Genomic DNA, 24,048 nt, shown 5'->3' with positions numbered 1-24,048 from the left:
TCAGACTCCTCGGGTGGAATCGGGCCGTGACCGGCCTCGTCATTGGGCCTTGGATTGCAAGGAAATCAGCGACGCGGGCTTTCCGCCAATCCGCCGCTCAGCACTGCGTGACGCAGGCAAGCCGTTCGATCCGCGCGCCGGCATTGCTGCCGCGCACGCAGTCGAAAGCCAGGTTCGGCCGGGCGCCGAAGCGCGCGCGTACCTCACCGATCAGTCGTTCGGCCTCCTCGCGGCTGCCGATGATGGCGAAGCCGGTCGGGCCCCAGGAGCTCTGGCCGACGCCTTGTATGCCGGCCGCCTCGATGAAGTCCATGACCTCGGCGACCTGAGGGCTCGTATAGCGGCCACCCTGCGCTCCCGCATAGTGGTCCCCGAGCAATCTCTGCATTTCGCCGACCGCCTCGCCGAAATGCCGCAGGTCGTGCTCGGCCAGCGCCGGCAGCGCGACCATGACCGCGAGCCGTGCCATGTGGCCGGCCAGCGTGTCGGCGAAGGGCGGCAGCCCCTCCATCGCCGAGACCTCCTCGGCCCCCGAGAGGCCGCGATGGCCGAGGTCCTGCACAATGAGGATGCGCCACTCGTCCGGGAAGGGCAGGCGGGCGAGGATCGGCGGCGGCGCGCCATCCGCGTCCGGCCGCACGGATTTGCCGCCGTCGAGGATCACGCCGCCCTGCGTGAAGGCGCCGATGCCGATCGCCGAACGCGCTCCGCGACCGAGCACGGCGCCGAGCTCGCGCGGCGAGACCGGGCGGCCGTTGAGGACGGACAGGCCGGCGGCCACCGCGAGCCCGAGCTGCGTACCCGAGCCGAGCCCGGCATGCGGCGGCAGCGCCGCCTCGACCACGACCTTCACGCGGTCGTCGAGACCAAGCTGACGTGCGACCTTTTCGACCGCGGCGCGCGCCCGCTCGGCGTCGGGGCCGCTGGCGGAGAGCGCATCCGCGCGTTCGAGGCGCACGATGGTCGCCGGACGGTCGAGCGCGATGCCGAGGCTGCCGAAACGCCGGCCGAGCGTGCCGGCGAGGTCGAGGAATCCAAGATGCAGGCGGCCCGGCGCGGTGACGCGCACCGCGGCGTTCCGACCATCCTCGTGGGCCGCTTCAAGATCGAGCGTTGTTTTGTTCACGAGCGTTTCCTCGAGGCGTATCGTAGTGCGAGGCCGCTTTCGCGGACAAGAGCGCAGGCGAAGGCCACGATGCGGGTTTGCGGTGCGCCGCCGCCGCGTGCTACCGAATCCAACCAATCGCCCCGCCTACAGAACGGGCGAACGTGCCAAGGAGGATATGACGCCATGGCGATCGATCCCAAAAAGACGTTTTCCGCCAGCGAGATCGAGGCGCGGCTCAAGGCCGAGCTGCCGCGCTGGCGGCTGGAGGACGGCTGGATCCGGCGGACCTACAAGACCAGCAGTTGGAAGGGCACGCTGATGGTCATCAACGCCGTCGGCCACCTCGCCGAGGCCGCCTGGCACCATCCCGACATCACGGCCTCCTATGCCTGGGTTGAAGTGCGCCTGATGTCGCACGATGCCAAGGGGGTCACCGAGCGCGATTTCCAGTTGGCGAAGAAGATCGAGGAATTCATCGAGTGGCAGCCGGGACTTGCGCCCGACAGCGCACTCGAGGGAACGCCGCGGGGCGATCTGCGCTTCGCCTATATCAAGTATGATTGACGGTATCATATGACTTCCATCGACACTCCCGGCGTCGCCGCCTCCGACGGCTCTCCCCGCCTCGTCCGCGACGTCGTCTGCGGCTTCTGCGGGCTCGGCTGCGACGACCTCGAAATCGAGGTCTCGGGACGTGCGGTGCGGGCGCGCGGCACCGTCTGCCCGGAGGCCGCCAAGCTGTTCCTGCGTCGCGGCGAGGAGCCGGACCGTTCGGCCAGCCGGGCCGGTGAGGCGTGCAGCCAGGACGATGCGGCCAGTGCGGCGCGTGACATTCTCGCGGCGGCGCGCTCGCCGCTGATCGCCGGTCTTGGCGCCGACATCGACGGCGGGCGCGCGATCGTCGACCTCGCGGCGACCTTCGGCGGCGTGCTCGACCATTCCGCCTCGGTGGGATTGTTCCGCAATTTCGCGGCGACCCAGCGCACCGGCTGGCTCGCCTCCACGCTCGCCGAGGTGCGCAACCGCTGCGACGTGCTGCTGGTGGTTGGCGACGACCCGACATCCGCCTTCGGCCGGCTGTTCGAGCGGCTCTACCCAGCCGACCCCCTGTTCGCCAAGAGCCGCCGGGTGATCTTCCTCGGCGCCGCGCCCGGCGAGCGGGCGCTGAAGCAGCTCGACGGCGTCGCCGTCAGTCATCTACCGGCCAGCGATCCCGTCGCGGCGCTGGAGGCGCTGAACGGCCTCGTCGCCGGCCGGCGCATCACCGGCGAGACGATCGGCGGCGTGCCGCTCCCCGCGCTCGCCGATACCGCGGCGGCACTGCAGGGCGCCGCCTACGCCGTCGCCACCTGGAACGCCGCGGAGTTCGCGGAAGGCGACCTCGTCGCCGAGCGCGTCACCGCCCTCATCGACGCGCTGAACGTGACCACCCGCGCCGGCGTCTTCCCGCTCGGCGGGCGCGACAACATCATCGGCATCAACCAGCTTCTGCTGTGGCGGCTCGGCTATCCGCTGCGCACCGCCATACGCGGCGGCGTCTCGGCGCACGACCCCGACCTCTTCGCCGCCGCGAATGCGGTGAAGGACGCGGACGTCCTCGTCTGGGTCTCGGCATTCCGGCCGGAGCCGCCCCCGGCATCCCTCGTCGAGGACTTCGCCGGCAAGATCATCGTGCTCGGCCACCCCGACACCCCGTTCGACCGGGACCCCGACGTGTTCATCCCGGTCGGCACCCCCGGCATTGACCATGCCGGCACCGTCTTCAGAATGGATTCGATTGTGAGCCTGCCGCTCGGCGCCTTGCGCGTCGCGACGCTTCCCGGCGTCGCCGAGGCTGTGCGCCGGATAGCAGGAGCTGTTGCATGAGACTTCGGCTGAAGGGCGGGCGCGTGCTCGACCCGGCCAATGGCGAGAACGGTGTCGCGAGCGGTGCGACGCGCGACATCGAGGTTGAGGACGGGCGCATCGTCGCCGCCAGCGACGCGCGCGCCGACGAGGAGATCGACCTCGGCGGCGACGTGGTGATGGCGGGCGGCATCGACCTGCACAGCCACATCGCCGGCGGCAAGATGAACCTCGCCCGCCTGCTGATGCAGGAGGACCGCCGCGCCTATCCCGAGCTCACCGGCGCCTTCTGCGGCTGCGGCGGCGGGCGCGCGGTGCCGACCGCCCATGCCACCGGCTGCCGCTATGCCGAGCTCGGCTACACCACGGTGTTCGAGCCGGCCATGCTCGGCGCCAATGCGCGCGGCGCGCATCTGGAGATGGCCGACATCCCCAATCTCGATACCGGTGCCTATTTGGTGCTCGGCAATGACGACTACATCCTGCGCCTGCTCGCCGCCGGGGCGGGGCAGGAGCAGATCAACGCCTATGTCGGCTGGATGATCGAGGCGACGCAGGCCTTCGCCGTCAAGATCGTCAATCCCGGCGGCATCAACGCCTTCAAGTTCAACGCCCGCTGGATGAATCTCGACGAGGCGAACCCGCATTATGAGGTGACGCCGCGCAAGGTGCTGACCACGCTGATCCGGGCGGTGACCGAGCTCGGCGTGCCGCACCCGATTCATCTGCACGGCTGCAATCTCGGCGTGCCGGGCAACGAGGAGACGACGCTCGCCACCATCCGCGCGGCGGAGGGGCGGCGCCTGCATCTGACGCACCTGCAGTTCCATTCCTACGGCACCGAGGGCGACCGGAAATTCTCGTCCGCCGCCGCGCGCATCGCCGAATTGGTGAACGCCAGCCCGAACATCTCGGTCGATGTCGGGCAGGTGATGTTCGGCCAGACCGTGACGGCCTCGGCCGACTACATGTCGCAATACCGCAACCGCGGCCTCGCATCCCCCAAGAAGTCCATCGGCATGGACATCGAGCTGGATGCCGCCTGCGGCGTGGTGCCGTTCGAATACCGCGACAAGTCCTTCGTCAACGCGCTGCAATGGGCGATCGGGCTGGAGCTGTTCCTCCTCGTCGAGGACCCCTGGCGCATCTTCCTCACCACCGATCACCCGAATGGCGGTCCCTTCACCACCTATCCGCACCTCATCCGCCTGCTGATGGATCGCGACTTCCGCAACGCCCAGCTCGCGACGCTCAACAAGGCGGCGCAGGCGCACACCATGCTCGGCGAGATCCGGCGCGAATATTCGCTGGAGGAGATCGCCATCCTCACCCGCGCCGCCCCGGCCCGTATCCTCGGCCTGAAGGACAAGGGCCATCTCGGCGCCGGCGGTGTCGGCGACGTCGTGGTCTACCGCGAGGATGCCGACCGCGAGGCGATGTTCTCGAAGGCCCGCTACGTGTTCAAGAACGGTCGGATGATCGTGAAGGACGGCGAGATCGTCGACCTCGCGCGCGGCACCACCCATGTGCTGCGTCCGGCCTATGACCGCTCCTCCATCGAGGGCGACATGCAGCGCTGGTTCGACGACGCCATCGGGCTGAAGGCGAACCATTTCCGCATCGCCGACGGCGAATTGCGCGGCGGCGCCGGGCCGACCATCCTCACCTGCGAGGGGGAGGGCCTCTGATGATCATCAACGGCGTCGAGATCCGCGACAGCTTCGCCGAAGCCTTCCCGATGGTGGGCACGCGGCTGATCATCACCGCCGACACGCCGGAATGGGCGATGATCGCAGCACGCACCACCACCGGCTTCGCCACCTCGGTCATCGGCTGCGGCTGCGAGGCCGGCGTCGAGCGGGAAATCCCCGCCGGGCAGACGCCGGACGGGCGGCCGGGCGTTTCCATCCTGATCTTCGCGATGGATTTCGGCAGCTTGAAGAAGGTGGTGCCGCTGCGCCTCGGCCAGTGCATCCTCACCTGCCCGACCACCGCCTGCTATGCCGGCATGGAGGAAGGCAAGCGTGTGCCGCTGGCGAGGACCATCCGCTATTTCGCCGACGGCCACCAGATTTCCAAGAAGATCGGGAGCAAGCGCTTCTGGCGCCTGCCGGTGATGGAGGGCGAGTTCGTCTGCGACGACGACACCGGCTCGGTGGAGGGCGTCGGCGGCGGCAATTTCCTCATTCTCGCCCGCACCCGCGAGGCGGCGCTGAGGGCCGCCGAGGTGGCGGTGAAGGCGATGGGCACGGTCGAGGGCAACATATTGCCCTTCCCCGGCGGGGTGGTGCGCTCCGGCTCCAAGGTCGGCTCGAAATACAAGGGCCTGTTCGCCTCCACCAACCATGCCTATTGCCCGACGCTCTACGGCACGGTGGAGAGCGCGCTGACCCCGGAGGTCGGCTCGGTGATGGAGATCGTCATCGACGGCGTGAGCTTCGACAGCGTCGCGGAATCCACCCGCGTCGGCATCAAGGCGGTGTGCGAGCTCGGTGCCGAGTCGGGGATCGTCGCCATCGACGCCGGCAACTACGGCGGCAATCTCGGGCCGTTCCACTTCAAGCTGCGCGAGATCATGGCTGAGGATGCCAAGCTGGCGGAGGTGCGGCCATGACCATCACGCTGAAGCCGGTCGCTCCCTTCACCGCCCGCGTTGATCTTTCCGGCATCACGCCGGCGCTGTTGTCCGCGCTGTCGCGTCGCGATGCCGAGTATGTCCAGGTGCCGCATGGCGGGCGGCGCGTCGGATTGGGCGACCTGTTCTTCATCGAGAACGCCGGCGGCGACGGGCCGCTGGTGATCGAGATCGGCGACGACCGGCTCGACGGGGTCGGCGCCGGGCTGGGGGCCGGCGAGATCATCGTCGACGGCCCGGTCGGCGCCTTCGCCGGGATGGGAATGTCGGGCGGCGTCATCCGCATCGCCGGCAATGCCGGGGACTATCTCGGCGCCGAGATGTCGGGCGGGCGCATCGAGCTCGCGCGGGATGCCGGCGCGCGCGCCGGCGCGGCCGGCTCGGGCTCGCGGCGCGGCATGTCGGGCGGGGTGATCCGCATCCACGGGTCGGCCGGCCCGCGCCTTGCCGAGCGCCAGCGCGGCGGCCTCGTCGTGGTCGCGGGCGATGCCGGCGAGGGACTCGCCACCGACATGATCGCCGGCACGGCGGCGGTCGAGGGCAGCGTCGGCCCGCTCGCCGGGCGCGGCATGAAGCGCGGCACGCTGCTGGTGCGGAACGCGCCGGAACTGCCGGCCGGCTTTGTCGACACCGGTCGCCACGACCTGATCGCGCTGCGCCTCATGGCGCGCCGCGTGAAGGACCTCGCCCATCTCCTCAAGGACGCGACCGCCGCCCGTCGCATCGTCGGCGACACGCTGATGGGCGGGCAGGGCGAGGTGCTGGTGCTGGGGTGAGCCGCCCGCTTTCGTGATTTGAGGCGTTGTCGGTGCGGGCGTAGGGTCCCGCCCCGGCGCCGTCCTCGGAGGGACGCCGACAGGGACGTCCCCCGCGCGATCCGGCGCCTGCCATGAGGAGGCGCATATGGGACGCTATTTCATCGATTGCCGCGAGATGCCCGGTGACAAGAAATGCACCGTGGCGATCGCCGCCGACACCGAGGGCGAATTGCTCGACGCCGCCGTCCAGCATGCCGTCGCCGTGCACGGCGCCAAGGACACGCCGGACCTGCGCAAGCAGATGAAGCACGCCTTCCATCAGGGCACGCCGCCGGCCGCCGCGCCGCGCGCCGCCTGACGCCTGAGCCGGCTCACCGTCATCCCGGACGGCCGCAAGGCCGATCCGGGATCGTGTGCAGGATAAGCTGTCGCACGATCCCGGCTCTGCGCTGCGCTTCGGCCGGGATGACGTCTAAAGCAGCGTCCCGCTCAGTATCACCAGGGCCACGCTGAAATAGATGACGAGGCCGGTGACGTCGATGAAGGTGGCGACGAACGGCGCCGAGGCGCTCGCCGGATCGAAGCCGCAGCGGCGCAGCACGAAGGGCAGCATCGAGCCGATCAGCGAGCCGAAGGTGACGATGGCGACGAGCGCACAGCCGATGGTGAGCGCCACCAGCACCCAGTGCTCGCCATAGTCGTGCAGGCCGGCAAGCTGCCAGATGGTGATGCGCACCATGCCGAGCACGCCGAGTATCGAGCCGAGCACGAGGCCGGAGGGCAGCTCGCGCAGGGCGACGCGCCACCAGTCGCCGAGCTTGATCTCGTGCAGCGCTAGCGCGCGGATGATCAGCGAGGTCGCCTGCGAGCCGGAATTGCCGCCCGAGCTCATGATCAGCGGAATGAACAGGGTGAGCACGATGGCGCGTTCGAGCTCGTCCTCGAAATGCTGCATCGCGCTCGCGGTCAGCATCTCGCCGAGGAACAGGATGGAGAGCCAGCCGGCGCGCTTCTTCAGCATGTCGAGGAAGCCGATCTCCATATAGGGCTCGTCCAGCGCCTCCATGCCGCCGAACTTCTGCGCGTCCTCGGTGCCCTCCTCGATGATCGCGTCGATCATGTCGTCGACGGTGACGATGCCGAGCACATGCTCCTTCTCGTCCACCACCGGCACCGCCAGCAGGTCGTATTTCGAGATGAGCCGCGCCACCTCCTCGCGGTCCATCAGCGGATCGACGGTGATCGGGTCGTGCTTGGGCGCGGCGGAGAGGATCGGCTGGCCCGGCTCGCCGATGATCAGGCGGCGCAGGGTCACCGCCTTCAACAGCTTGTGGGTGAGGGGATCGAGCACGTAGATCGCGTAGATGGTCTCGCGCGTGCGCTCGATCTCGCGGATGTGGCGCAGTGTCTCGCCCACCGTCCAGGTCGAGGGCACGGTGACGAACTCGGTCGTCATCAGGCTGCCCGCGGTGTCCTCGGGATAGGAGAGCAGCCGGTTCAGCTCGGCCTGCGTTCCCGCCGGCAGCCGCGCGAACAGGTGCGAGCGCGCCGGCTCCTCCATGTAGCGGAACAGGTCGGCGGCGCGGTCGGCCGACATCTCGCCGATCAGCCGCACCGCCTCCTCGACGGGCAGCGCCTCGATCAGGTCGCTCGACAGGTCGAAGTCGGGCAGGTCGAGCACCTCGACCTGCTGCTCGCGCGGCAGGCTGGCGAGTACCGCGGAGGCGACCTCCGGCTCCTCGTCGTCCAGCGCTTCGGCAATGTCGGCGGGGTGTTCGTCGACGAGCTCGGCGGCCAGCGCAGCGGCTTCCGCCGGCGCGCGCGCCACCACGTCGTCGAGGTCTTCGGGGGACCGAATCTCGTCCATCTGGCTCTTCCTTGACCGGCCGTCATCGGCGGTCGCGGCGAGCCGTCAGGTTTCCCCAATCGGCGATCAGGCCGCGCCGTCCGGTGACGGCAATCGACTGCAACTGTCGCTGGGCATTGATAAAAGGGTCCGGTTGCGCGGCGGTGACACCGCGGCGGGTGAGTGGACCCGCGCGGCGGTGCTGTCAAGGCCGGTCGGAAGGGTTCATCCGTCGGTCGAGAAGGCCGGCATCCGCTCGCGCACGGCGGCGAGCCGCCCGCGGTCGAGGCTGCCCGTGCGCCCGTCCGCGCACAGCACGCCGCGGAAGCCGAGATAGTCCGCGCCGATGCACGACAGCGGCTCGATGTCGTCGAGGGCGAGCGAGCCGGCGAGCCCGGTCATCAGCCCGTGCCGGCGTGCCTCGACGACGAACTGGCTGAGGGTGAGCGCGTCCATATGGGCGGTGAGGCCGCCCGCGCGCTTGTCGGCGGTGTCGAGCATCACACCGGCGAATCCCGCCTGTCCCAGCGCGGCGACGAGGCCGAAATCCGGCTCCTGGTCGGCGAACAGGACGCCGACGAGCTGGGTGCGCGCGGTGAGCGGGGCCAGCGCTTCGATGCAGTCCGCGACATGGGCGGAGCGGAACAGCCCCACTTTAACGATCGGCACGCCGCTGGCCGCCACCATGCCGGCGGCCTGGGCGAGGATCGCCGGCACCATCGGCTGGTCGCCGGCGGTGGCGCTGAGCAGCGGGCGCGGCGAAGGTCCGGTAGATGGCCACGCGTTCCACAGCATCACGGCGGCGGTGAGCGCCTCCGTGCTCCAGGCGCCCAGCGCGCCGAAGGCCGGCTGCTTCAGGTCGACGATGTCGGCGCCGCCCGCGCGCGCGATCTCCATTTCCGCGAGGTCGGCGACGCTCGCCAGCAGGCGGGGCGACGGCGTGCTCATGAGGCGCGCTTCCGCCGGTGCTCGGCGATCGCCTCGGTCAGCCAGCCCCAGGCCTCGAACTCCTCCGGCCCAGCGGTCTTCTCCACCGCGATGGCGAGATATTCCATCTCCCGGTCCACCTTCTCGTCGGCGAGCATGGACAGGCGGCTGACCAGCACCGCCGCCTCCAGCACCGCCGCCTTGGCGCGGTTCATCCCGAGGAAGCGCCGGTGGCCGTCCGAATAGACGACGCGGCAGTGGAACTTCGGCCGCTGCGGATCGTCCTCGATGATGTCGACGCTCACCTCGTCATGCGACAGCGCGTCGGAAAGGCGCACGCCCTTCACCCGGGTCGCCTTGCGCACGTCGACCGGGAAGCGGCGACCGATCACGCACGCGGCGAACAGGCGCACGTCGTCGGTGAAGTTCAGCACCGCCTCGCGCGTCGCCATCAGATTGTCGAGCGTGCGCGAGGGACGGAACGGCTGCAGCAGATAGCCGCCCTCGATCACGGTCGCGCCCATCGGGGCGATGTGCGGCTCGCCATCGGGCGATCGGGTGGTGACAATGGTCTCGCGGATCATGCTTCGTCGGTTTTCACGGTGTCGTCGGGCTTGGCGGAAGTGGCGCGCAGGGTCGTGCCCGCCTCCTTGAATGTCAAACGGTGCGCGTCCTCGGCGCTCGGGGTCGTCTCGCCGGCGACGCCCCAGCGCAGCGGCTCGTCCTGCGCATAGCGCTTGCCGAGCAGATGCGCGATCTCGGCGCGCGCCGTCTCCACCCCGAGATAGAAGGCGTGCGCGCCGTCATCCTCCACCTTGAGGTGCGGGAACAGCGCGAAGGGATCGCCGGCGACGTGATGGCCGTCGCGGTTGTAGACGTGGATACCGTCCTGCGCGACCTCGATGCGGAAATTGCGATCCTTCACCTGCGCCGCGAGGCCGGCGATCTCCTCCGGGGTCGAGGCGTGCGGGCGCCGGTCGCGCAGCGCCATCAGGCCGCCGCCGAAGCCCTGCGGCAGCGCGCCGGCCTCGCGGGCGGCGAGGAACTCGCGCCGCGCCCGGTCGAACTCGCGCACCGCCGTGCGGCAGTGCGGGCTCACCTGCACGGCCAGCACCGCGTTGAGATGCAGCTCCGAGATGATGCCCATCAGGATCGCGTTGATGCCGGTGGTGTCGGCGTCGGTGAGCTCGGTGACGTTGCCGATGCCCATCAGGATCGGGATGCCCGGGAACAGCCGGCGCAGCTCCGCATAGCGCAGGATCGAGGCGGTGAAGCCGTAATGGATCGGATCGAGGATCGGGTCCGCATAGAAGGCGATGCCCTTCGCCTGCGCGGCTTCGATGGCGCGGACGAGCGAATCCATGTCGCCCTGCGTCGCCGGCACCAGCACCGGCACCGCCGGCCCCTCGTCGGCGATGGAGAGATTGTTCTCATTGAGACTGAGCAGGAAGTCGGCGCCGGCGCGGGTGGCGCGGGAAAGCTCATCGGCCGAGAAAGAATCGACGCTGACCTTCAGCCCCTCCGCATGCAGCGCGGCGATCGCCGCCTCGAGATGCGGGAAGGTCGTGTCGGGCATGCAGCCGAGGTCGATCACGTCGGCGCCCTCGGCGGCGAGGCGGCGCGCCTTCTCGACTAGGGCCGGCACGTCGAGCGCGGTGGCGTCGACGATCTCGGCGAACAGCGTCACTTCGTGGCGCGAGAGGTCGGCGGCGCGGCGCTGCTGGCCGAAATAATCCGGCAGGTCGGCCATCTCGTCCGGCCCGCGCGTGAAGGGCACACCGAAGAACTTCGCCAGCCGGTCGAGGTCGCCGCGGAAGCGGCCGGGCATCATCACCTTGTCCGTGCCCGCGGGGATGGCGAGGCGCCGCTCGACGATCTCGGCGGTCATCAGCGCCGCCACCTTCACCCCGACATTCACCACCACCGGATCGAGGCTGTCATCGGCGATCTCCGCCGCGATCTTGCGCAGGCGCGGCTCAGCGAGCGAGCCGGTGACCAGCGCGACCTTCTCGCGCGGCGGCTCGTCAGCCATCGGCCGGCATGTCCTGTGCCGCGAGGAACTGCCGCCGTGCCTCCACCGCCGCCCTGAGGTCGGCGATCGATTCGACCACGGTGCAGTCCTCGAACTCCTTGAGTCGGGCGGTGTTCTCGAGGTCGATACGGCGCGGATAGACCGGTACCGGCCCCTTCGGCGCCATGGTGATCATCTCCGGGGCGGTGTCGCAGGCGAAGACGATGGAGTGCACGCGACACTTGCCGGCCTGCGCGAAGCAGTTGGTGACCAGCGTGTCGGAGATGCCGTAGACGCACTTCGCCACCGTGTTGGAGGAGGCCGGCGAGACGATCAGCGTGTGGTAGAGCCCGTCATAGAAGCGCCCGACGGGGGCCGAGCTGGCGGTGGTCTCGTGCAGGATGCGGGTGCCCTCCGGCAGCTCCTGCTTGTACATGCGCAGCACTTCCTCCGCCGCCGCCGACACGAACAGGTCGACGTCGCCCAGCTCCTTGATCAGCGCGATCGATTCGGTGAAGAAATGCCCCGAGCCGGTCAGCGCCCAGCTCCAGCGCGGATAGGCGCCGCGCCGGTTCTCGTCCTCATGCGTCATGCCGCCGCCCGTGCCTTCCATCGGTTGAGCGCGTCCTTGATCGAGCGCGCCTCGATCGCGCCGGAGAATCCCGCCGCGATCTGCGGGAAATAGGGATCGACCAGCCCTTTCGCAGCCCATCCGGCGGCGGGACCGTGCGGATCCTCGACCGGCGCCGCCTTCACCAGGGTGAGGCGCGCCGCCCCGATCTCCTTGGCGAGCCAGAGCGCGAGGCTGTCCGACGTCACCTCCCAGCTCGCCGGCACCTGCGCCGCGCGCGCCATCGCCGCCGGCCGCCACAGCGCGGCACGGCCGGCGCGGTGCGCCTGCGCGATCGCGCCGGCGTCGGCGCAGGGGACGAGGCCGGGCGCGAGGTCGGCGAGGGCGAGCGCCGTCTGCTCCATGGCGAGGATCGCCATGTGATGCGCCGCCGCGTCGCCAAAGCCGAGCCTCGGCTGCAGCGTCCGCACCGCATCCGCCAGCGGGCCGCCGCCGCCCACCACGACGAGCGGCGCGCCGATGCGCGCAAACTCGGCGAGCAGGGCCGGCAGCCGTGCGTCGCCGACGAGGCTGCCGCCGAGCTTGACGACGTCGGCGGGCGATTGGCGTCGCGGGGGCGTTCCGGGGGTCCGTTTCATGCCGGCATTCCTATCCCGCGGGCGACGCTACGCGAAAAGCCGATCGCCGCAAATCCGCCCCTGCTGGGGCGGATCGTGACGCCGTGCCGCACGTCCTGGCGTTCCGCGCGTCTTCAAATGCGGCCATTTATCGCCCTCAGTACCGGTTGGACTGGATCTTTCGTCGTCTAGGATCGTTCTAAGACGCGCGTTAAGGTGCCCCCCGATGAAAGCGCCGCGGATGACGGCGTCGCCAAAATCTGTCTGGGAAGGAATTCGTATGAATCGCATCCTCGCCGCCGCTGCCCTGCTTGCCCTCGGTTCCACCGTCGCCCTCGCCGACGGCGATCCCGAGAAGGGCGCGACCGTCTTCAAGAAATGCATGGCCTGCCACGCCGTCGGCGCGGACGCCAAGAACAAGGTCGGCCCCGAGCTGAACGGCATCGTCGGCCGCAAGATGGGCGCGGTCGAAGGCTTCAACTATTCCGAGACGCTGAAGCAGCACAATGCGAACGGCGACGTCTGGGACGCCGAGAAGCTGAGCAAGTATCTGGAGAATCCGAAGGCCTACCTGCCGGGCATCAAGATGGTGTTCGCCGGCCTGCCCAAGGAAGGCGACCGCGCCGACCTGCTCGCCTATCTCTCGCAGTTCGACGAGAAGGGCAACAAGAAGTAAGGCGCTGCCGCTCGGGCGCGACTCGGAGCGCGCCGCGCCGGACATCGTCCCGCTTCCGCTTTATAGATTGACGAGACAGGGCCGCCCGCATCCGTGCGGGCGGCGCCGCTTGAGTGGCCCGGAGCGCGCTCATGCCGGAACGCTTCAGTCGCCGTGCACTGCTGGCTCTGATGAGCGTCGCGTGGCTCGGCGGGCGGGCATCCGCACGCGCCGGCACAACGGAGCAGAACGGCGCCGTGGCGCCGGAGCCGCTCGAGGAGATCGCGCCAGGCACCTTCGTCTATCGCGCGCCTTACGAGCTCATCGCCGCCGACAATGACGGCGCCATCGCCAATATGAGCCTGGTCGTGGGCTCGGAGGCGGCGGCGGTCATCGACACCGGCAACAGCCGACTCGCCGGCGAGCGCATGCGCGCCGCGGTGCGGGCGGTGACCGACCGACCGGTCCGCTACATCATCAACACCCACATGCACCCCGACCACGTGCTCGGCAACGCCGCCTTCGAAGGGCAGGGGGCCGTCTTCGTCGCCCATCGCAAGATGCCGCGCGCCCTGTCGGTGCGGGCGGAGACCTATCTCGCCCAGGTCGAGCGCATGCTCGGCCCCGCCGCGGAGGGGACGCGGATCGTCCTGCCCGAGACGCTGGTCGACACGAGGATGGAGCTCGATCTCGGCGGGCGGCGCCTCGTCCTCGACGCGCATCCGACGGCCCACACCGACAACGACCTCACGGTGTTCGATTCGGCTACCGGGACGTGGTTCCTCGGCGACCTCCTCTTCGTCGGCCATATTCCCACCCTCGACGGCAGCCTGAAGGGCTGGCTGAAGCTGCTCGACGCCCTGGTCGCCCGGCCGGGAATCGCCCGCGCCGTGCCGGGGCACGGGCCGGCTTCGGTCGAATGGCCGGCGGCTTCGGCGGACGAGCGGCGCTATCTCGAAATCCTGCGCGACGACGTGCGGCGCCTCATCGCAGAGGGGCGTTCCATGGGGCAGGCGGCGGACGAGGCGGGGCGTTCGGAGCGCGATCGCTGGGCGCTGTTCGACGAGTTCAACGCGCGCAACGCGATCGCCGCCTATCACGAATTCGAGTGGGAATGATCGCGGATGCGCAGGTCAAGCAACGTGTCAAGCAAAACAAAAGGATAAGGCGAGTAATTCCGGCGGAGCCAAGTCGTTCAGGCTGGCATCCAGAATGCCTTTTCGCACTTGCAGCAAAATCATAATAAGAGCGTTTTCACGGGCCGGTTCTTATTGCGTGTTGTTCAAAATCGGTCTAGGGTCGCTGCATCTTCGGCTTCAACGGGTTATCGGGAGGGCAACTCCTGGAATTCGGTTCGTAGGCCAGCTAGGGGCGATAGGCCCCCATGATATCCGGCTGTTCTCCCCCAGTCGGTCGTGACACGCTGCCGAAGATGAACGGTCAGAAACGACAACAATAAGCCGAAGCGGGTCAGCTTTAACAGCTTGTCCCGCGCGGAGGATCGCGTTCAGGAGGAGATTACGCATGCGCAAATTTGCCTATGCGGCGGTGTTGCTTGGCACCGCGGCTTATATGTGCCCCGCTTCGGCCAATGACGGCCTCACCAAGATCATCAAAGATCCGAAGCAGTGGGGCATCCAGACTGGCGATTACGCGAATACGCGTTATTCCCAGCTCAACCAGATCAACGCTGGCAACGTCGGCAAGATGCAGGTCGCTTGGACCTTCTCGACCGGCGTCCTGCGTGGTCACGAAGGCGGTCCGCTGGTGATCGGCGACGTGATGTACGTTCACACGCCGTTCCCGAACATCGTTTATGCTTTGGATCTTAACAACGACGGCAAGATCCTCTGGAAGTACGAGCCCAAGCAGGATCCGAACGTCATTCCGGTGATGTGCTGCGATACGGTCAATCGCGGCCTTGCCTATTCCGACGGCACGATCTTCCTGCACCAGGCCGACACCACGCTCGTCGCGCTCGACGCGAAGACCGGCCAGAAGAAGTGGTCGGTCGTCAACGGCGACCCGAAGAAGGGCGAGACCAACACCGCCACCGTGCTTCCGGTGAAGGACAAGGTCATCGTCGGCATCTCGGGCGGCGAGTTCGGCGTGCGCTGCCACGTCACCGCCTACGACACCGCGACCGGCAAGCAGGTCTGGCGCGGCTATTCGATGGGCCCGGACAGCGACATCCTCGTCGATCCGGAGAAGACCACCGCTCTCGGCAAGCCGGTCGGCAAGGATTCTTCGCTGAAGACCTGGGAAGGCGATCAGTGGAAGATCGGCGGCGGCTGCACCTGGGGCTGGTACTCCTACGATCCCGAGACGAACCTCGTCTATTACGGGTCGGGCAACCCCTCCACCTGGAACCCGAAGCAGCGTCCCGGCGACAACAAGTGGTCGATGACCATCTGGGCGCGTGACGCCGACACCGGCATGGCCAAGTGGGTCTACCAGATGACCCCCCACGACGAGTGGGACTATGACGGCATCAACGAGATGATCCTCACGGATCAGCAGTTCAACGGCCAGCCGCGCAAGCTGCTGACGCACTTCGACCGCAACGGCTTCGGCTACACGCTCGACCGCGTGTCCGGCGAGCTGCTGGTTGCCGAGAAGTACGACCCGGCCGTGAACTGGGCCACCAAGGTCGACATGGACAAGGGCAGCCCGACCTTCGGTCGTCCGCTGGTCGTCTCCAAGTACTCGACCGAGGCGCAGGGCGAGGACGTCAACACGAAGGGCATCTGCCCGGCGGCGCTCGGTACCAAGGACCAGCAGCCGGCGGCCTTCTCGCCCAAGACGAACCTCTTCTACGTGCCGACCAACCACGTCTGCATGGACTATGAGCCGTTCCGCGTCAGCTACACCGCGGGTCAGCCCTATGTCGGTGCCACCCTGTCGATGTTCCCCGCGCCGGGCAGCCATGGCGGCATGGGCAACTTCATCGCCTGGGACAACACCAAGGGCAAGATCGTGTGGTCGCTGCCGGAGCCGTTCTCGGTGTGGTCGGGTGCGCTCGCCACCGCCGGCGACGTGGTCTTCTACGGCACGCTGGAAGGCTATCTGAAGGCGGTCGACGCCAAGTCGGGCAAGGAACTCTACAAGTTCAAGACCCCGTCGGGCATCATCGGCAACGTCACCACCTATGAGCACAAGGGTCGCCAGTATGTCGCCATCCTGTCGGGTGTCGGCGGCTGGGCGGGCATCGGCCTCGCGGCCGGCCTGACCGACCCGAACGCCGGCCTCGGCGCGGTGGGTGGCTATGCGGCGCTGAGCAACTACACCAACCTCGGTGGCCAGCTCACCGTCTTCGCTCTGCCGAACTGATCGACCAGGCGCGGCTCCTCGCGGGCCGCGCCAATTCCGTGACGAAACCATAAAGGGACTGGGGCCTGGCCATCGGACAACCCGGTGTGCCAGGCCCCGCCGTCTCCGCGCTGCGCGCCTTATGAGATTCTTAAGATAACCGGTCCGAAGGCCGCCCTGTCCGGCCAATCGGACCCGAATCCGGGCCCTGTCCCTTCGGGAGTGACCCCATGACGAATTCTGTTTTCGGACGGTCGATTTCTGGTGCTGCGTCGGTCGTGGCCTCGGTGCTGCTGGCCGTCGTGCTCGCCCTGCCGTCCGTGCCGGCCTCCGCCCAGCAGCCGGCCCCCGCCGCCGCCCCGGCGAGCGAGGCGCAGGCTCAGGCGACCAAGGACGAGCTGGGCAAGTACACGCTGCCGGACGGCACGCCGACCTACCATATCGGTTCCGACGGCACGCTCGACTGGTACACCTACAGCGGCTACCGCCGCTATCACGCCGAGTGCCACGTTTGCCACGGCCCGGACGGCATGGGCTCGACCTACGCCCCGGCCCTCGCCAATTCGCTGAAGACCCTGACCTATGAGCAGTTCATGGAGACGGTGGTCAACGGCAAGAAGACGATCGGCGTCGGCACCGCGGACCAGGTCATGCCGGCTTTCGGCGAGAACCTGAACGTGATGTGCTATCTCGACGACCTCTACGTCTATCTCAAGGCACGTGCCGACGGCGCGCTCGGTCGCGAGCGTCCCTCCAAGCGCGAGGACAAGACGAAGGCGTATGGCGACAATGAGAACCAGTGCTTCGGCCGGTCTAACTGAGCGGCGCGGTGGCCTGAGGGCTGCGGCCCTCGCGGCGCTGGCCGCCGGGCTGCTGGCCGGCACGCCGGCCGCCCGCGCCCAGGTCTCCGATCTCGTCGACCGCTCGACCCTGAGGGTCTGCGCGGATCCCGCCAACATGCCCTTCACCGACGAGAAGGGCGAGGGATTCGAGAACAAGATCGCCGAACTGCTGGCAAAGAAGCTCGGCATCACGCTCGACTACACGTGGTTTCCGCAGGCCACCGGCTTCTACCGCATGACGCTCGGTGCCAAGCGCTGCGACATCGTCATGGGCTATGTCGCCGGCGGCGATCCGGTGCTGAACACCAACGCGTATTACAAGTCGGCCTGGGTGCTGATCTACCGCAAGGACAGCCCGCTCGACGGTGTCGACGCGCTGGCCGATCCGCGCCTCAAGGGTCAGCACATCGGCGTCGTCGCCGGCACCCCGCCGGCCGACGCGCTAGCCCGCAATGGACTGATGGGCTTTGCCCGCCCCTATGCGCTCACCGTCGACCGGCGCTACGAGAGCCCGGCCGAGCAGATGATCGCCGACATCAATGCCGGCACCATCGACGCCGGCATATTGTGGGGGCCGATCGGCGGCTATTACGCGCGCCGTTCGGAGGCGCCGCTGGCGGTGGTGCCGCTGGTCAAGGAGCGCGGTGATCCGGCCATGGTCTACCGCATCACCTTCGGCATCCGGCCCGGCGAGCTGAACTGGAAGCACCAGCTCAACACCTTCATCACCGAGGCGCAGCCGGAGATCAACCGCATCCTTCTCGACTTTGGTGTGCCGCTGCTCGACGAGCAGAACCGGCCGCTGGAGGCGGGTAAATGACGAAGCATCCCGCGTCGGCCCGCCTGTCGGACCGCGCGGGGCACCCCGGCCGATGGTCCCTGACGGAAGCTTCGGGGGACAAGCGGCCGGCGCCGGATGAGGCGGCTTCGCCTGTGCGCCTCGCCTGGCTCGGCATGGCCGGCCTCGCGCTGGCGCTGCTCGCCTTCCCGGCGCTCGCCGAGGGGCCCGCTCCCGTGGCCGAGCCCGACGGCTACCGCATGGAGGAATACCGCGCGCCGACGCCGCCGACGCTGCGCGGCGCGAAGGTGCTCGACACCGTCGCTGCCGAACGCGCATGGCGCGACAAGAGCGCGATCTTCGTCGACGTCATGCCCCGCGACGTGAAGCCTGCCAACCTTCCGGCCGGTACCCTCTGGCGCGACAAGCGGCGCGACCATCTGCCGGGCAGCGCCTGGCTCCCCAATGTCGGCTATGGCGCGCTGAATGCCGAGGTCGACGGCTATTTCCGCGCCGGCCTCGACGCGCTCACCGGCGGGCGCCGCGATGCGCCGCTGGTCTTCTACTGCCAGACCGATTGCTGGATGTCATGGAATGCGGCCAAGCGCGCGCTCGGCTACGGCTTCACCCGCGTCGCCTGGTATCCCGCCGGTAGCGACGGCTGGGCCAAGGCCGGCCTGCCGCTGGAAGAAGCGCATCCCTGGACACGGCCGGCAGGCTGACGTCGCGATCTTCGCGGCGCATTGGCGCGCACGCGCATTTCGCCTATGATGATACCCATGGTTGTCGACGGGGCAGGGGCGGCCCATGTCAGGCTATGCGCTCGACAATTCCTGGAACCAGGCGAATCGGCGTCTGGCGCTTCTGGAGCAGTTGCTCGATCCGATGACGATGCGGCGCCTGACCGCGCTCGGTCTCGGGCCCGGCGCGCGCTGCCTCGAAGTCGGTGCGGGCGGCGGTTCCGTCGCGCGGTGGCTGTGCGCGCAGGTCGGCCCGTCCGGCCATGTGGTGGCGACCGACATCAACACCGCCCTGCTCGATGGCCTCGAACATCCCAACCTGGAAACACGCACGCACGACATCATGGCGGACCCGCTGCCGCCGGCGGAGTTCGATTTCGTGCACACGCGCTGGCTGCTGCACCATCTTCCAGAGCCCGAGCGCGCCGTGCGCCGGATGGTCGAGGCGCTGAAGCCGGGCGGCTGGCTGCTGCTGGAGGAGGTCGACTTCTTCCCGGTCCACACCTCGTCCTCCGGTCTTTACCGGGACTTCATGGTGGCGCTGACCGATACGGTGGTGAAGGCGTCCGGCCGGGACTGCTTCTGGGCCCGCGCCTTGCCGCAGATGGTCGCGACCATGGGGCTGGAGCGGGTCGGCGGGGAGGGGGACTTCTCGGTGATCCAGGGCGGCTCGCCGGTCGCCGAGTTCTTCGCCCTTACGGCCGACCAGATGCGCGAGCGCATGCTGTCTTCGGGCGCGATGAGTGGCGAGCGGCTCGACGAGGCGCTGCTCCTGCTCAAATCCCCCGATTTCTGGGGCTTCGGCGGCGGCGGCGTCGCGGTGTGGGGTCAGCGCAGCCCCGCTTAACGGTCTGGCGATATCGGGGCAGCTACCATGAGCGCGAATCATCGCGTCGGGGCGCTGCATGGCGGGCCTATCGGAACGGTTGCGCGGCTGGGTATGGCTCGCCGAGCACTGGGTCACGGGCGCCGGCTTCATGGCGGCCGCGCTGCTCGCGCTCACGCCTGCCCTCGCGACGGTGATGCCGCTGCCGCTCCTGCTGATCTTTCTGCACAGCCCCGGCTATATGGTGCATCAGGTCGAGGAGCACACCGGCGACCGCTTCCGCTCCTTCGCCAACGGGCGCGTGTTCGGCGGGCGCGATGCGCTCAGCGTCGCCGCCGTGCTGGTCATCAATGTCCCGGTGGTGTGGGGGCTCAATCTCGCCGCGCTCTATGCGGCGCTCGCCTTCGGGCCCGGCTGGGGTCTCGTCGCGCCCTATGCGATGCTGGTGAATGGCATCACCCATATCGGCGCGCGAGCGCGTCTCGGCGTCTACAATCCCGGCCTCGTCACCGCGGTCGCGCTGTTCCTGCCGCTGAGTCTGGCGACCATCTTCGTCGTCGGAGCGCTACCAGAGGTTGGGTTCGCCCAGCACGCATTCGGCCTCGCCGTCGCGCTGGTGCTCCACCTGCTGATCATCGTCTATGTGCTCACGCGGCTGCGCAGCCGCTGATCATTCCATCACGTTCTGGATGGCGCGGGCGATGGCGAAGGCGCGTTGCTCGAGGATCACCGGACTCTCGCACACCGCCGTCACCTGCTGGGTGCGGGTGTCGTAGATGCGGGTGTCCCAGAGAAGCTGCTTCTCCATCTCGGCCGCCTTGGTCTTCTCCTCGTCGGTGGTGGCCGCCTTCTTCGCCTTGGCGAGGGCGAGGCTCTCCTCCTTGATGCGCGCGGCGAGGTCGATCTGGTGCTGCGAATAGCGCTCGATGCCGGAGAGGATGCGCGAGCGCAGCGTGTTGATCTGGTCGAACACGCCGGCGAAGAGCAGCGTCAGCCTTTCCTTCTTCTGCGGCCCGGCCTCCTTGGCGAAGGCCTCGATCTGCGCGCTGGCGTCCTCGATCGAGGTGCGCCGCGCCGCCAGCACGGGAACCAGCCCGGCCACCTTGTCGTCGTCGCGCCAGGCGAGGCCCTCCACCGGCGGGCCGGCCCACATCTGCGCGGCGGCGAGGCTGGCGACGCGCGGCTGGATGCAGGGCCACAGGCTTCCCGCCTGGGGCGACGCCGCCGCGGTGGGAGCCGGCGCGAGGGCGGGTAAACCGAGCAGGGCGCCGATCAGAAGTCCGCGGGCCAGACGGCTGCGCGCGAGCGGCAGGCATGGGATGGCTGAGATCATTGGCGTCTCCCAGTTGATCTTGTTCGTTGTGGTCTTGTTCATTTGGCCGCGTCCGGCCCGCCGCGGCGGGCCATGATGCCGGCGGAGGGATCATAGGCGATGATTGCCCCGATCAGGAACACCAGCGCGCAGGCGGCGACGACGAGCGCCGAGAAGGCGTCGAACTGCCCGTAAAGCGCGAAGCGGATCAGCTCCACCGCATAGGTGAAGGGGTTGAACAGGCAGATATAGTAGAGGACGAGGCTGCTCTCCTGCACCCGCCAGAGCGGGTAGAGCGCCGAGGAGGTGAAGAACATCGGGAAGATGACGAAGTTCATCACGCTCGCGAAGTTCTCGAGCTGGCGGAACAGCGAGCTCATCAGCAGTCCCATGGCGCCGAGCATCAGGCCGGTGAGGAGGAGCGCCGGCAGCACGGTCAGATAGCCGATCGGCGGCGCCTCCACCTCCCAGAACCACGCCACCACCAGGAAGGCGTAGACCTGCAGCAGCGACACGCAGATGCCGGCGATCAGCTTCGACAGCAGCAGGAACCAGCGCGGATAGGGGCTGACCAGCAGGATGCGCATGGCGCCGACCTCGCGGTCATAGACCATGGACAGCGAGGACTGCAGCCCGTTGAAGAGCTGGATCATCGCCACCAGCCCCGGCGCCACATAGACCTCGTAGAGCACATAGGTCTCGTAAGGCGGGATGATCGAGACGCCGAGCACCGAGCGGAAGCCGGCGGCGAAGATGAACAGCCACACCAGCGGGCGCACCAGCGCCGAGAGGAAGCGGCCGCGCTGGTTGACGAAGCGCAGCCCCTCGCGCCAGCAGATGCCGGCGAGGCAGACGAGATAGCCGGAGAACGTCAGCCGCCCGCCGCGGCGCTCGGGTACGAAGCTCACGATTCGCCTCCCGCGTCCGGCCCGGCGGTGAGGGCGAGGAAGGCGGCGGAGAGGTCGCCGGCCGCCCCGACGAGTTCGGCATAGCCGGCCTCGGCGCGCACCCGGCCCTTGTCCAGCACGATGACGCGGTCGCCAGGCTCGATCTCCTCGATGATGTGCGTCGCCCACAGCACGCCTAGGCCCTCGCTCGCCACCAGCCGCCGCACCTCGGCGACGAGGGCGGCGCGCGAGCTGATGTCGAGGCCCACGGTCGGCTCGTCGAGCAGCAGCAGGGAGGGCCGGTGCACCAGCGCGCGGGCGATCTCGACCCGTCGCATCTGCCCGCCTGAGAGCTGGCGCACCTTGTCCTTCGCACGATCGGCGAGGCCGACCTGCTCGAGCACCTGGCGGGCCCGGACGCGGGCGCGGGCAAAGCCGATGCCGTGCAGCGCCGCGTGATAGACGAGGTTCTGCGTGACGGTGAGGTCGAGGTCGAGCGTGCGCGCCTGGAACACCACGCCGAGTTGGCTGAGCGCCGCCGCCGGCTCGCGCCGCACGTCGTGCCCGAGCACGCGGATCGAGCCGGTGCGGTTGTCGTAGAGCCGGGTGATCAGCGAGAACAGCGTCGTCTTGCCGGCGCCGTTGGGGCCGAGCAGAGCGGTGAAGCTGCCGGCCGGCACGGCGAGGCTGACGTCGTCCAGCGCCCTGCGCGCGCCGAAGACGTGGCTCACATGGCGCACCTCGAGCGCCGGCGGCGGCTTCGCGGCGGCCGATGCGGCGTCCAACCTGTCGAGCTCGGTCTGCATCCGATGCTTCCGCTGCGGCAATCCGCGTCTTCCGAAAAGACATCCCCGGCGCATGGCCGGGGATGACGATCATGGACCCTTCAAGGTTCCGGCGCGCTCACTTCACCACGAACTCGCCTTCCATGCCGCGCGCTTCCATGCCCTTGCAGAACCATTTGAAGGTGCCGGTGCGCACCGGCACGAAGAAGATTTCGGCCTCGCCGGCATCCTCGAATTCGAGCTCGATGAGATGCACCGCCTTGATCTCCATGCCGCCCGCCTCGACCTTGCGCAGCCAGATGTTCTGCGAGAGGCCCGGCGACTGCCAGGCGCATTCCTTGTTGCCGGTGGACTTGATCATCAGCCGGTAGGCCTTGCCGGTCTCCAGCTCATAGGTCTTCTGCGAGACGCCGAAGCCGGATTCGCCTTCGCCGACCACCAGCTCCTTGAGCTCGATCGGCTTCAGCGCGAGGTCGCCGGTGGCGAGCGCAGGGGTTGTGGAAATGGCGGCGGACAGGGCGACGGCGCCGAGCGCGGCGGCGGCCAGGGTGCACTTCATCGGTTCCTCCTCGGGGCTTTGTTGGCTTGCACGGACGATTACGGCACCACCACCGCGCCCCAGGGCAGGCGGCCGACAGCGACGGACTTGGTCACCTTCTCGCTGGCGACGTCGATGATCGAGACGTCGTTCGAGTTGCCGTTGGTGGAGAGCAGCAGCTTCTCGTCGGGGGTGAAGGCGAGCTGCCAGACGCGCTGGCCGACCAGCAGATATTTCTCCACCTCCAGCGTCTTGGCGTTGATCACGGCGACCCGGTTGGCCGGGCCGAGCGCCACGAAGGCCTTGGAGCCGTCCTTGGTGATGCGGATGCCGACCGGCTGGATGGCGTCCTTGTTCACGCCGGGGATCTCGAAGGAAATCTTCTTGGTGATCTTCCACGTCTTGGGATCGACCACCGCGACGGTTCCCCCGACCTCCGAGCTGACCCAGAGCTGGGTGTTGTCGGTGTTGAACTTGGCGTAGCGCGGGCGCGAATCGACCAGGATGTTCTCGACGATCTCGTTGCTCTTGGTGTCGATCACATGCGCCATGTTGGTGGTCTCGGAGGTGTTCACCAGGAACCGCCCGTCCGGGCTGACCGCCATGCCTTCCGGCTCGACGCCGACCGGGATCTCCGCCACCAGCTCGTTGTTGTCGACATTGACGACGGTGACCATGTTGTCGTCTTCATTGGCGATGTAGAGCGGGTTGCCGGACGGCGCGAGCACGAAGAGTTCGGGGTCCGGCCCGGAACGCAGCGTCTTCACCAGCTTCAGGGTCTTGGAATCGTAGACCTCGACGCGGTTGTCGTCGGAGGCGCACAGATAGATCAGCTTGCCGTCGGGGCTCGCGGTGATGCCGCGCGGGCGCCGGCCGGTCTTCACCGTCTCGATCACCTTCAGGCTGTCCATGTCGATCACGCTCATGGTGTGATCGCGCTCGTTGGAGATGAAGGCGCGGACCTGCGCCTGCGCCGGCAGCGCGCTGACCCCGAGAAGGGTCCCGGCGAACAGCGCGAAGCCGGCAGCGGGCAGGGTGCGGATCGTCATATCTTCCTC

26 protein-coding genes are annotated in these 24,048 nt (G+C 68.5%); 14 read left to right on the top strand and 12 right to left on the bottom strand.

Features of this window, described 5'->3' with window-relative positions:
• Nucleotides 1-97 precede the first annotated feature (97 nt).
• Nucleotides 98-1,126: a beta-ribofuranosylaminobenzene 5'-phosphate synthase family protein gene (locus U742_RS0113915; RefSeq protein WP_029354012.1), complete on the bottom strand. Its 1,029-nt coding sequence runs from the start codon at nt 1,124-1,126 to the stop codon at nt 98-100.
• Between the two features lie 165 nt (nt 1,127-1,291).
• On the opposite strand from U742_RS0113915, the gene U742_RS0113910 reads away from it, so the two are divergent.
• The 6 genes from U742_RS0113910 to U742_RS0113885 all read left to right on the top strand — a co-directional run bounded on the left by U742_RS0113910 (nt 1,292) and on the right by U742_RS0113885 (nt 6,704).
• Nucleotides 1,292-1,672 carry a 4a-hydroxytetrahydrobiopterin dehydratase gene (locus U742_RS0113910; protein ID WP_029354010.1) on the top strand — a complete coding sequence of 127 codons (381 nt, stop codon included), beginning with the start codon at nt 1,292-1,294 and terminating at the stop codon, nt 1,670-1,672.
• A 9-nt stretch (nt 1,673-1,681) separates the two neighbouring features.
• Nucleotides 1,682-2,974 carry a formylmethanofuran dehydrogenase gene (locus tag U742_RS0113905; RefSeq protein WP_038361571.1) on the top strand — a complete coding sequence of 431 codons (1,293 nt, stop codon included), beginning with the start codon at nt 1,682-1,684 and terminating at the stop codon, nt 2,972-2,974.
• A complete protein-coding gene (locus U742_RS0113900; RefSeq protein ID WP_029354006.1) occupies nt 2,971-4,641 on the top strand; it encodes a formylmethanofuran dehydrogenase subunit A in 1,671 nt (556 codons plus the stop codon). The genes U742_RS0113905 and U742_RS0113900 overlap by 4 nt, the downstream gene beginning before the upstream one ends.
• On the top strand, nt 4,641-5,567 hold the full coding sequence (gene fhcD / locus U742_RS0113895; RefSeq protein WP_029354004.1) for a formylmethanofuran--tetrahydromethanopterin N-formyltransferase: 927 nt from the start codon (nt 4,641-4,643) through the stop codon (nt 5,565-5,567). Before U742_RS0113900 ends, fhcD begins: the two co-directional genes overlap by 1 nt.
• Entirely contained in the window at nt 5,564-6,364 is an 801-nt protein-coding gene (locus tag U742_RS0113890; RefSeq protein ID WP_029354001.1) for a formylmethanofuran dehydrogenase subunit C, read from the top strand. Before fhcD ends, U742_RS0113890 begins: the two co-directional genes overlap by 4 nt.
• 127 nt (nt 6,365-6,491) lie before the next feature.
• Nucleotides 6,492-6,704, top strand: a complete 213-nt coding sequence (locus tag U742_RS0113885) for a DUF1059 domain-containing protein (protein ID WP_029353998.1) — start codon at nt 6,492-6,494, stop codon at nt 6,702-6,704.
• 114 nt (nt 6,705-6,818) lie between these two features.
• Here the strand turns inward: U742_RS0113885 and mgtE are convergent, their stop codons facing one another.
• The 6 genes from mgtE to U742_RS0113855 form a co-directional block, all read right to left on the bottom strand.
• A complete protein-coding gene (gene mgtE, locus U742_RS0113880) occupies nt 6,819-8,213 on the bottom strand; it encodes a magnesium transporter (protein ID WP_029353996.1) in 1,395 nt (464 codons plus the stop codon).
• A gap of 204 nt (nt 8,214-8,417) precedes the next feature.
• A complete protein-coding gene (locus U742_RS0113875; protein WP_029353994.1) occupies nt 8,418-9,140 on the bottom strand; it encodes a (5-formylfuran-3-yl)methyl phosphate synthase in 723 nt (240 codons plus the stop codon).
• Nucleotides 9,137-9,703: a DUF447 domain-containing protein gene (locus U742_RS0113870; protein WP_029353992.1), complete on the bottom strand. Its 567-nt coding sequence runs from the start codon at nt 9,701-9,703 to the stop codon at nt 9,137-9,139. Before U742_RS0113870 ends, U742_RS0113875 begins: the two co-directional genes overlap by 4 nt.
• Nucleotides 9,700-11,151, bottom strand: a complete 1,452-nt coding sequence (locus U742_RS0113865; RefSeq protein ID WP_029353990.1) for a DUF6513 domain-containing protein — start codon at nt 11,149-11,151, stop codon at nt 9,700-9,702. The genes U742_RS0113870 and U742_RS0113865 overlap by 4 nt, the downstream gene beginning before the upstream one ends.
• Nucleotides 11,144-11,743 carry a flavoprotein gene (locus tag U742_RS0113860; protein WP_248310364.1) on the bottom strand — a complete coding sequence of 200 codons (600 nt, stop codon included), beginning with the start codon at nt 11,741-11,743 and terminating at the stop codon, nt 11,144-11,146. Before U742_RS0113860 ends, U742_RS0113865 begins: the two co-directional genes overlap by 8 nt.
• Nucleotides 11,719-12,339: an amino acid kinase family protein gene (locus tag U742_RS0113855; protein WP_038361566.1), complete on the bottom strand. Its 621-nt coding sequence runs from the start codon at nt 12,337-12,339 to the stop codon at nt 11,719-11,721. Before U742_RS0113855 ends, U742_RS0113860 begins: the two co-directional genes overlap by 25 nt.
• A gap of 259 nt (nt 12,340-12,598) precedes the next feature.
• Here U742_RS0113855 and U742_RS0113850 point away from each other — a divergent pair, with 259 nt between their 5' ends.
• The 8 genes from U742_RS0113850 (at nt 12,599) to U742_RS0113815 (ending at nt 20,138) form a co-directional block, all read left to right on the top strand.
• Complete coding sequence (locus U742_RS0113850) at nt 12,599-12,994, top strand: c-type cytochrome (RefSeq protein ID WP_029353985.1); 396 nt, start codon at nt 12,599-12,601, stop codon at nt 12,992-12,994.
• Nucleotides 12,995-13,125: 131 nt separating this feature from the next.
• A complete protein-coding gene (locus tag U742_RS0113845) occupies nt 13,126-14,091 on the top strand; it encodes a quinoprotein relay system zinc metallohydrolase 2 (protein WP_029353983.1) in 966 nt (321 codons plus the stop codon).
• A 406-nt stretch (nt 14,092-14,497) separates the two neighbouring features.
• Entirely contained in the window at nt 14,498-16,303 is a 1,806-nt protein-coding gene (gene xoxF5 / locus U742_RS0113840; protein WP_029353981.1) for a lanthanide-dependent methanol dehydrogenase XoxF5, read from the top strand.
• A 209-nt stretch (nt 16,304-16,512) separates the two neighbouring features.
• Entirely contained in the window at nt 16,513-17,103 is a 591-nt protein-coding gene (locus U742_RS0113835; RefSeq protein WP_029353979.1) for a c-type cytochrome, methanol metabolism-related, read from the top strand.
• Nucleotides 17,072-17,944, top strand: coding sequence for a substrate-binding domain-containing protein (locus U742_RS0113830; RefSeq protein ID WP_156034226.1), 873 nt, complete (start codon nt 17,072-17,074; stop codon nt 17,942-17,944). Before U742_RS0113835 ends, U742_RS0113830 begins: the two co-directional genes overlap by 32 nt.
• Nucleotides 17,945-18,078: 134 nt before the next feature.
• Entirely contained in the window at nt 18,079-18,624 is a 546-nt protein-coding gene (locus U742_RS0113825) for a PQQ-dependent catabolism-associated CXXCW motif protein (RefSeq protein ID WP_029353975.1), read from the top strand.
• Between the two features lie 85 nt (nt 18,625-18,709).
• Nucleotides 18,710-19,489 (top strand): class I SAM-dependent methyltransferase, encoded by a 780-nt coding sequence (locus U742_RS22560; RefSeq protein ID WP_051661172.1) that lies wholly within the window; start codon nt 18,710-18,712, stop codon nt 19,487-19,489.
• 58 nt (nt 19,490-19,547) lie between these two features.
• On the top strand, nt 19,548-20,138 hold the full coding sequence (locus U742_RS0113815; protein WP_029353971.1) for an HXXEE domain-containing protein: 591 nt from the start codon (nt 19,548-19,550) through the stop codon (nt 20,136-20,138).
• Here U742_RS0113815 and U742_RS0113810 read toward each other — a convergent pair whose 3' ends face one another.
• The 5 genes from U742_RS0113810 to U742_RS0113790 form a co-directional block, all read right to left on the bottom strand.
• On the bottom strand, nt 20,139-20,843 hold the full coding sequence (locus U742_RS0113810) for a hypothetical protein (protein WP_248310363.1): 705 nt from the start codon (nt 20,841-20,843) through the stop codon (nt 20,139-20,141).
• Nucleotides 20,840-21,655, bottom strand: coding sequence for an ABC transporter permease (locus U742_RS0113805; protein WP_029353967.1), 816 nt, complete (start codon nt 21,653-21,655; stop codon nt 20,840-20,842). The genes U742_RS0113810 and U742_RS0113805 overlap by 4 nt, the downstream gene beginning before the upstream one ends.
• A gap of 29 nt (nt 21,656-21,684) precedes the next feature.
• Nucleotides 21,685-22,473 carry an ABC transporter ATP-binding protein gene (locus U742_RS0113800; RefSeq protein WP_029353965.1) on the bottom strand — a complete coding sequence of 263 codons (789 nt, stop codon included), beginning with the start codon at nt 22,471-22,473 and terminating at the stop codon, nt 21,685-21,687.
• Nucleotides 22,474-22,570: 97 nt separating this feature from the next.
• Entirely contained in the window at nt 22,571-23,011 is a 441-nt protein-coding gene (locus tag U742_RS0113795; protein ID WP_029353963.1) for a cupredoxin domain-containing protein, read from the bottom strand.
• A gap of 38 nt (nt 23,012-23,049) precedes the next feature.
• On the bottom strand, nt 23,050-24,039 hold the full coding sequence (locus tag U742_RS0113790; RefSeq protein WP_051661170.1) for a YVTN family beta-propeller repeat protein: 990 nt from the start codon (nt 24,037-24,039) through the stop codon (nt 23,050-23,052).
• Nucleotides 24,040-24,048: the final 9 nt, after the last annotated feature.

This window comes from Allobosea sp. 117, from assembly GCF_000702305.1.
Classification (GTDB): Bacteria; Pseudomonadota; Alphaproteobacteria; order Rhizobiales; family Xanthobacteraceae; genus Ancylobacter.
The sequence above is the reverse complement of the archived record's forward strand: the minus strand, read 5'-3'. Positions and strand labels throughout refer to the sequence as shown.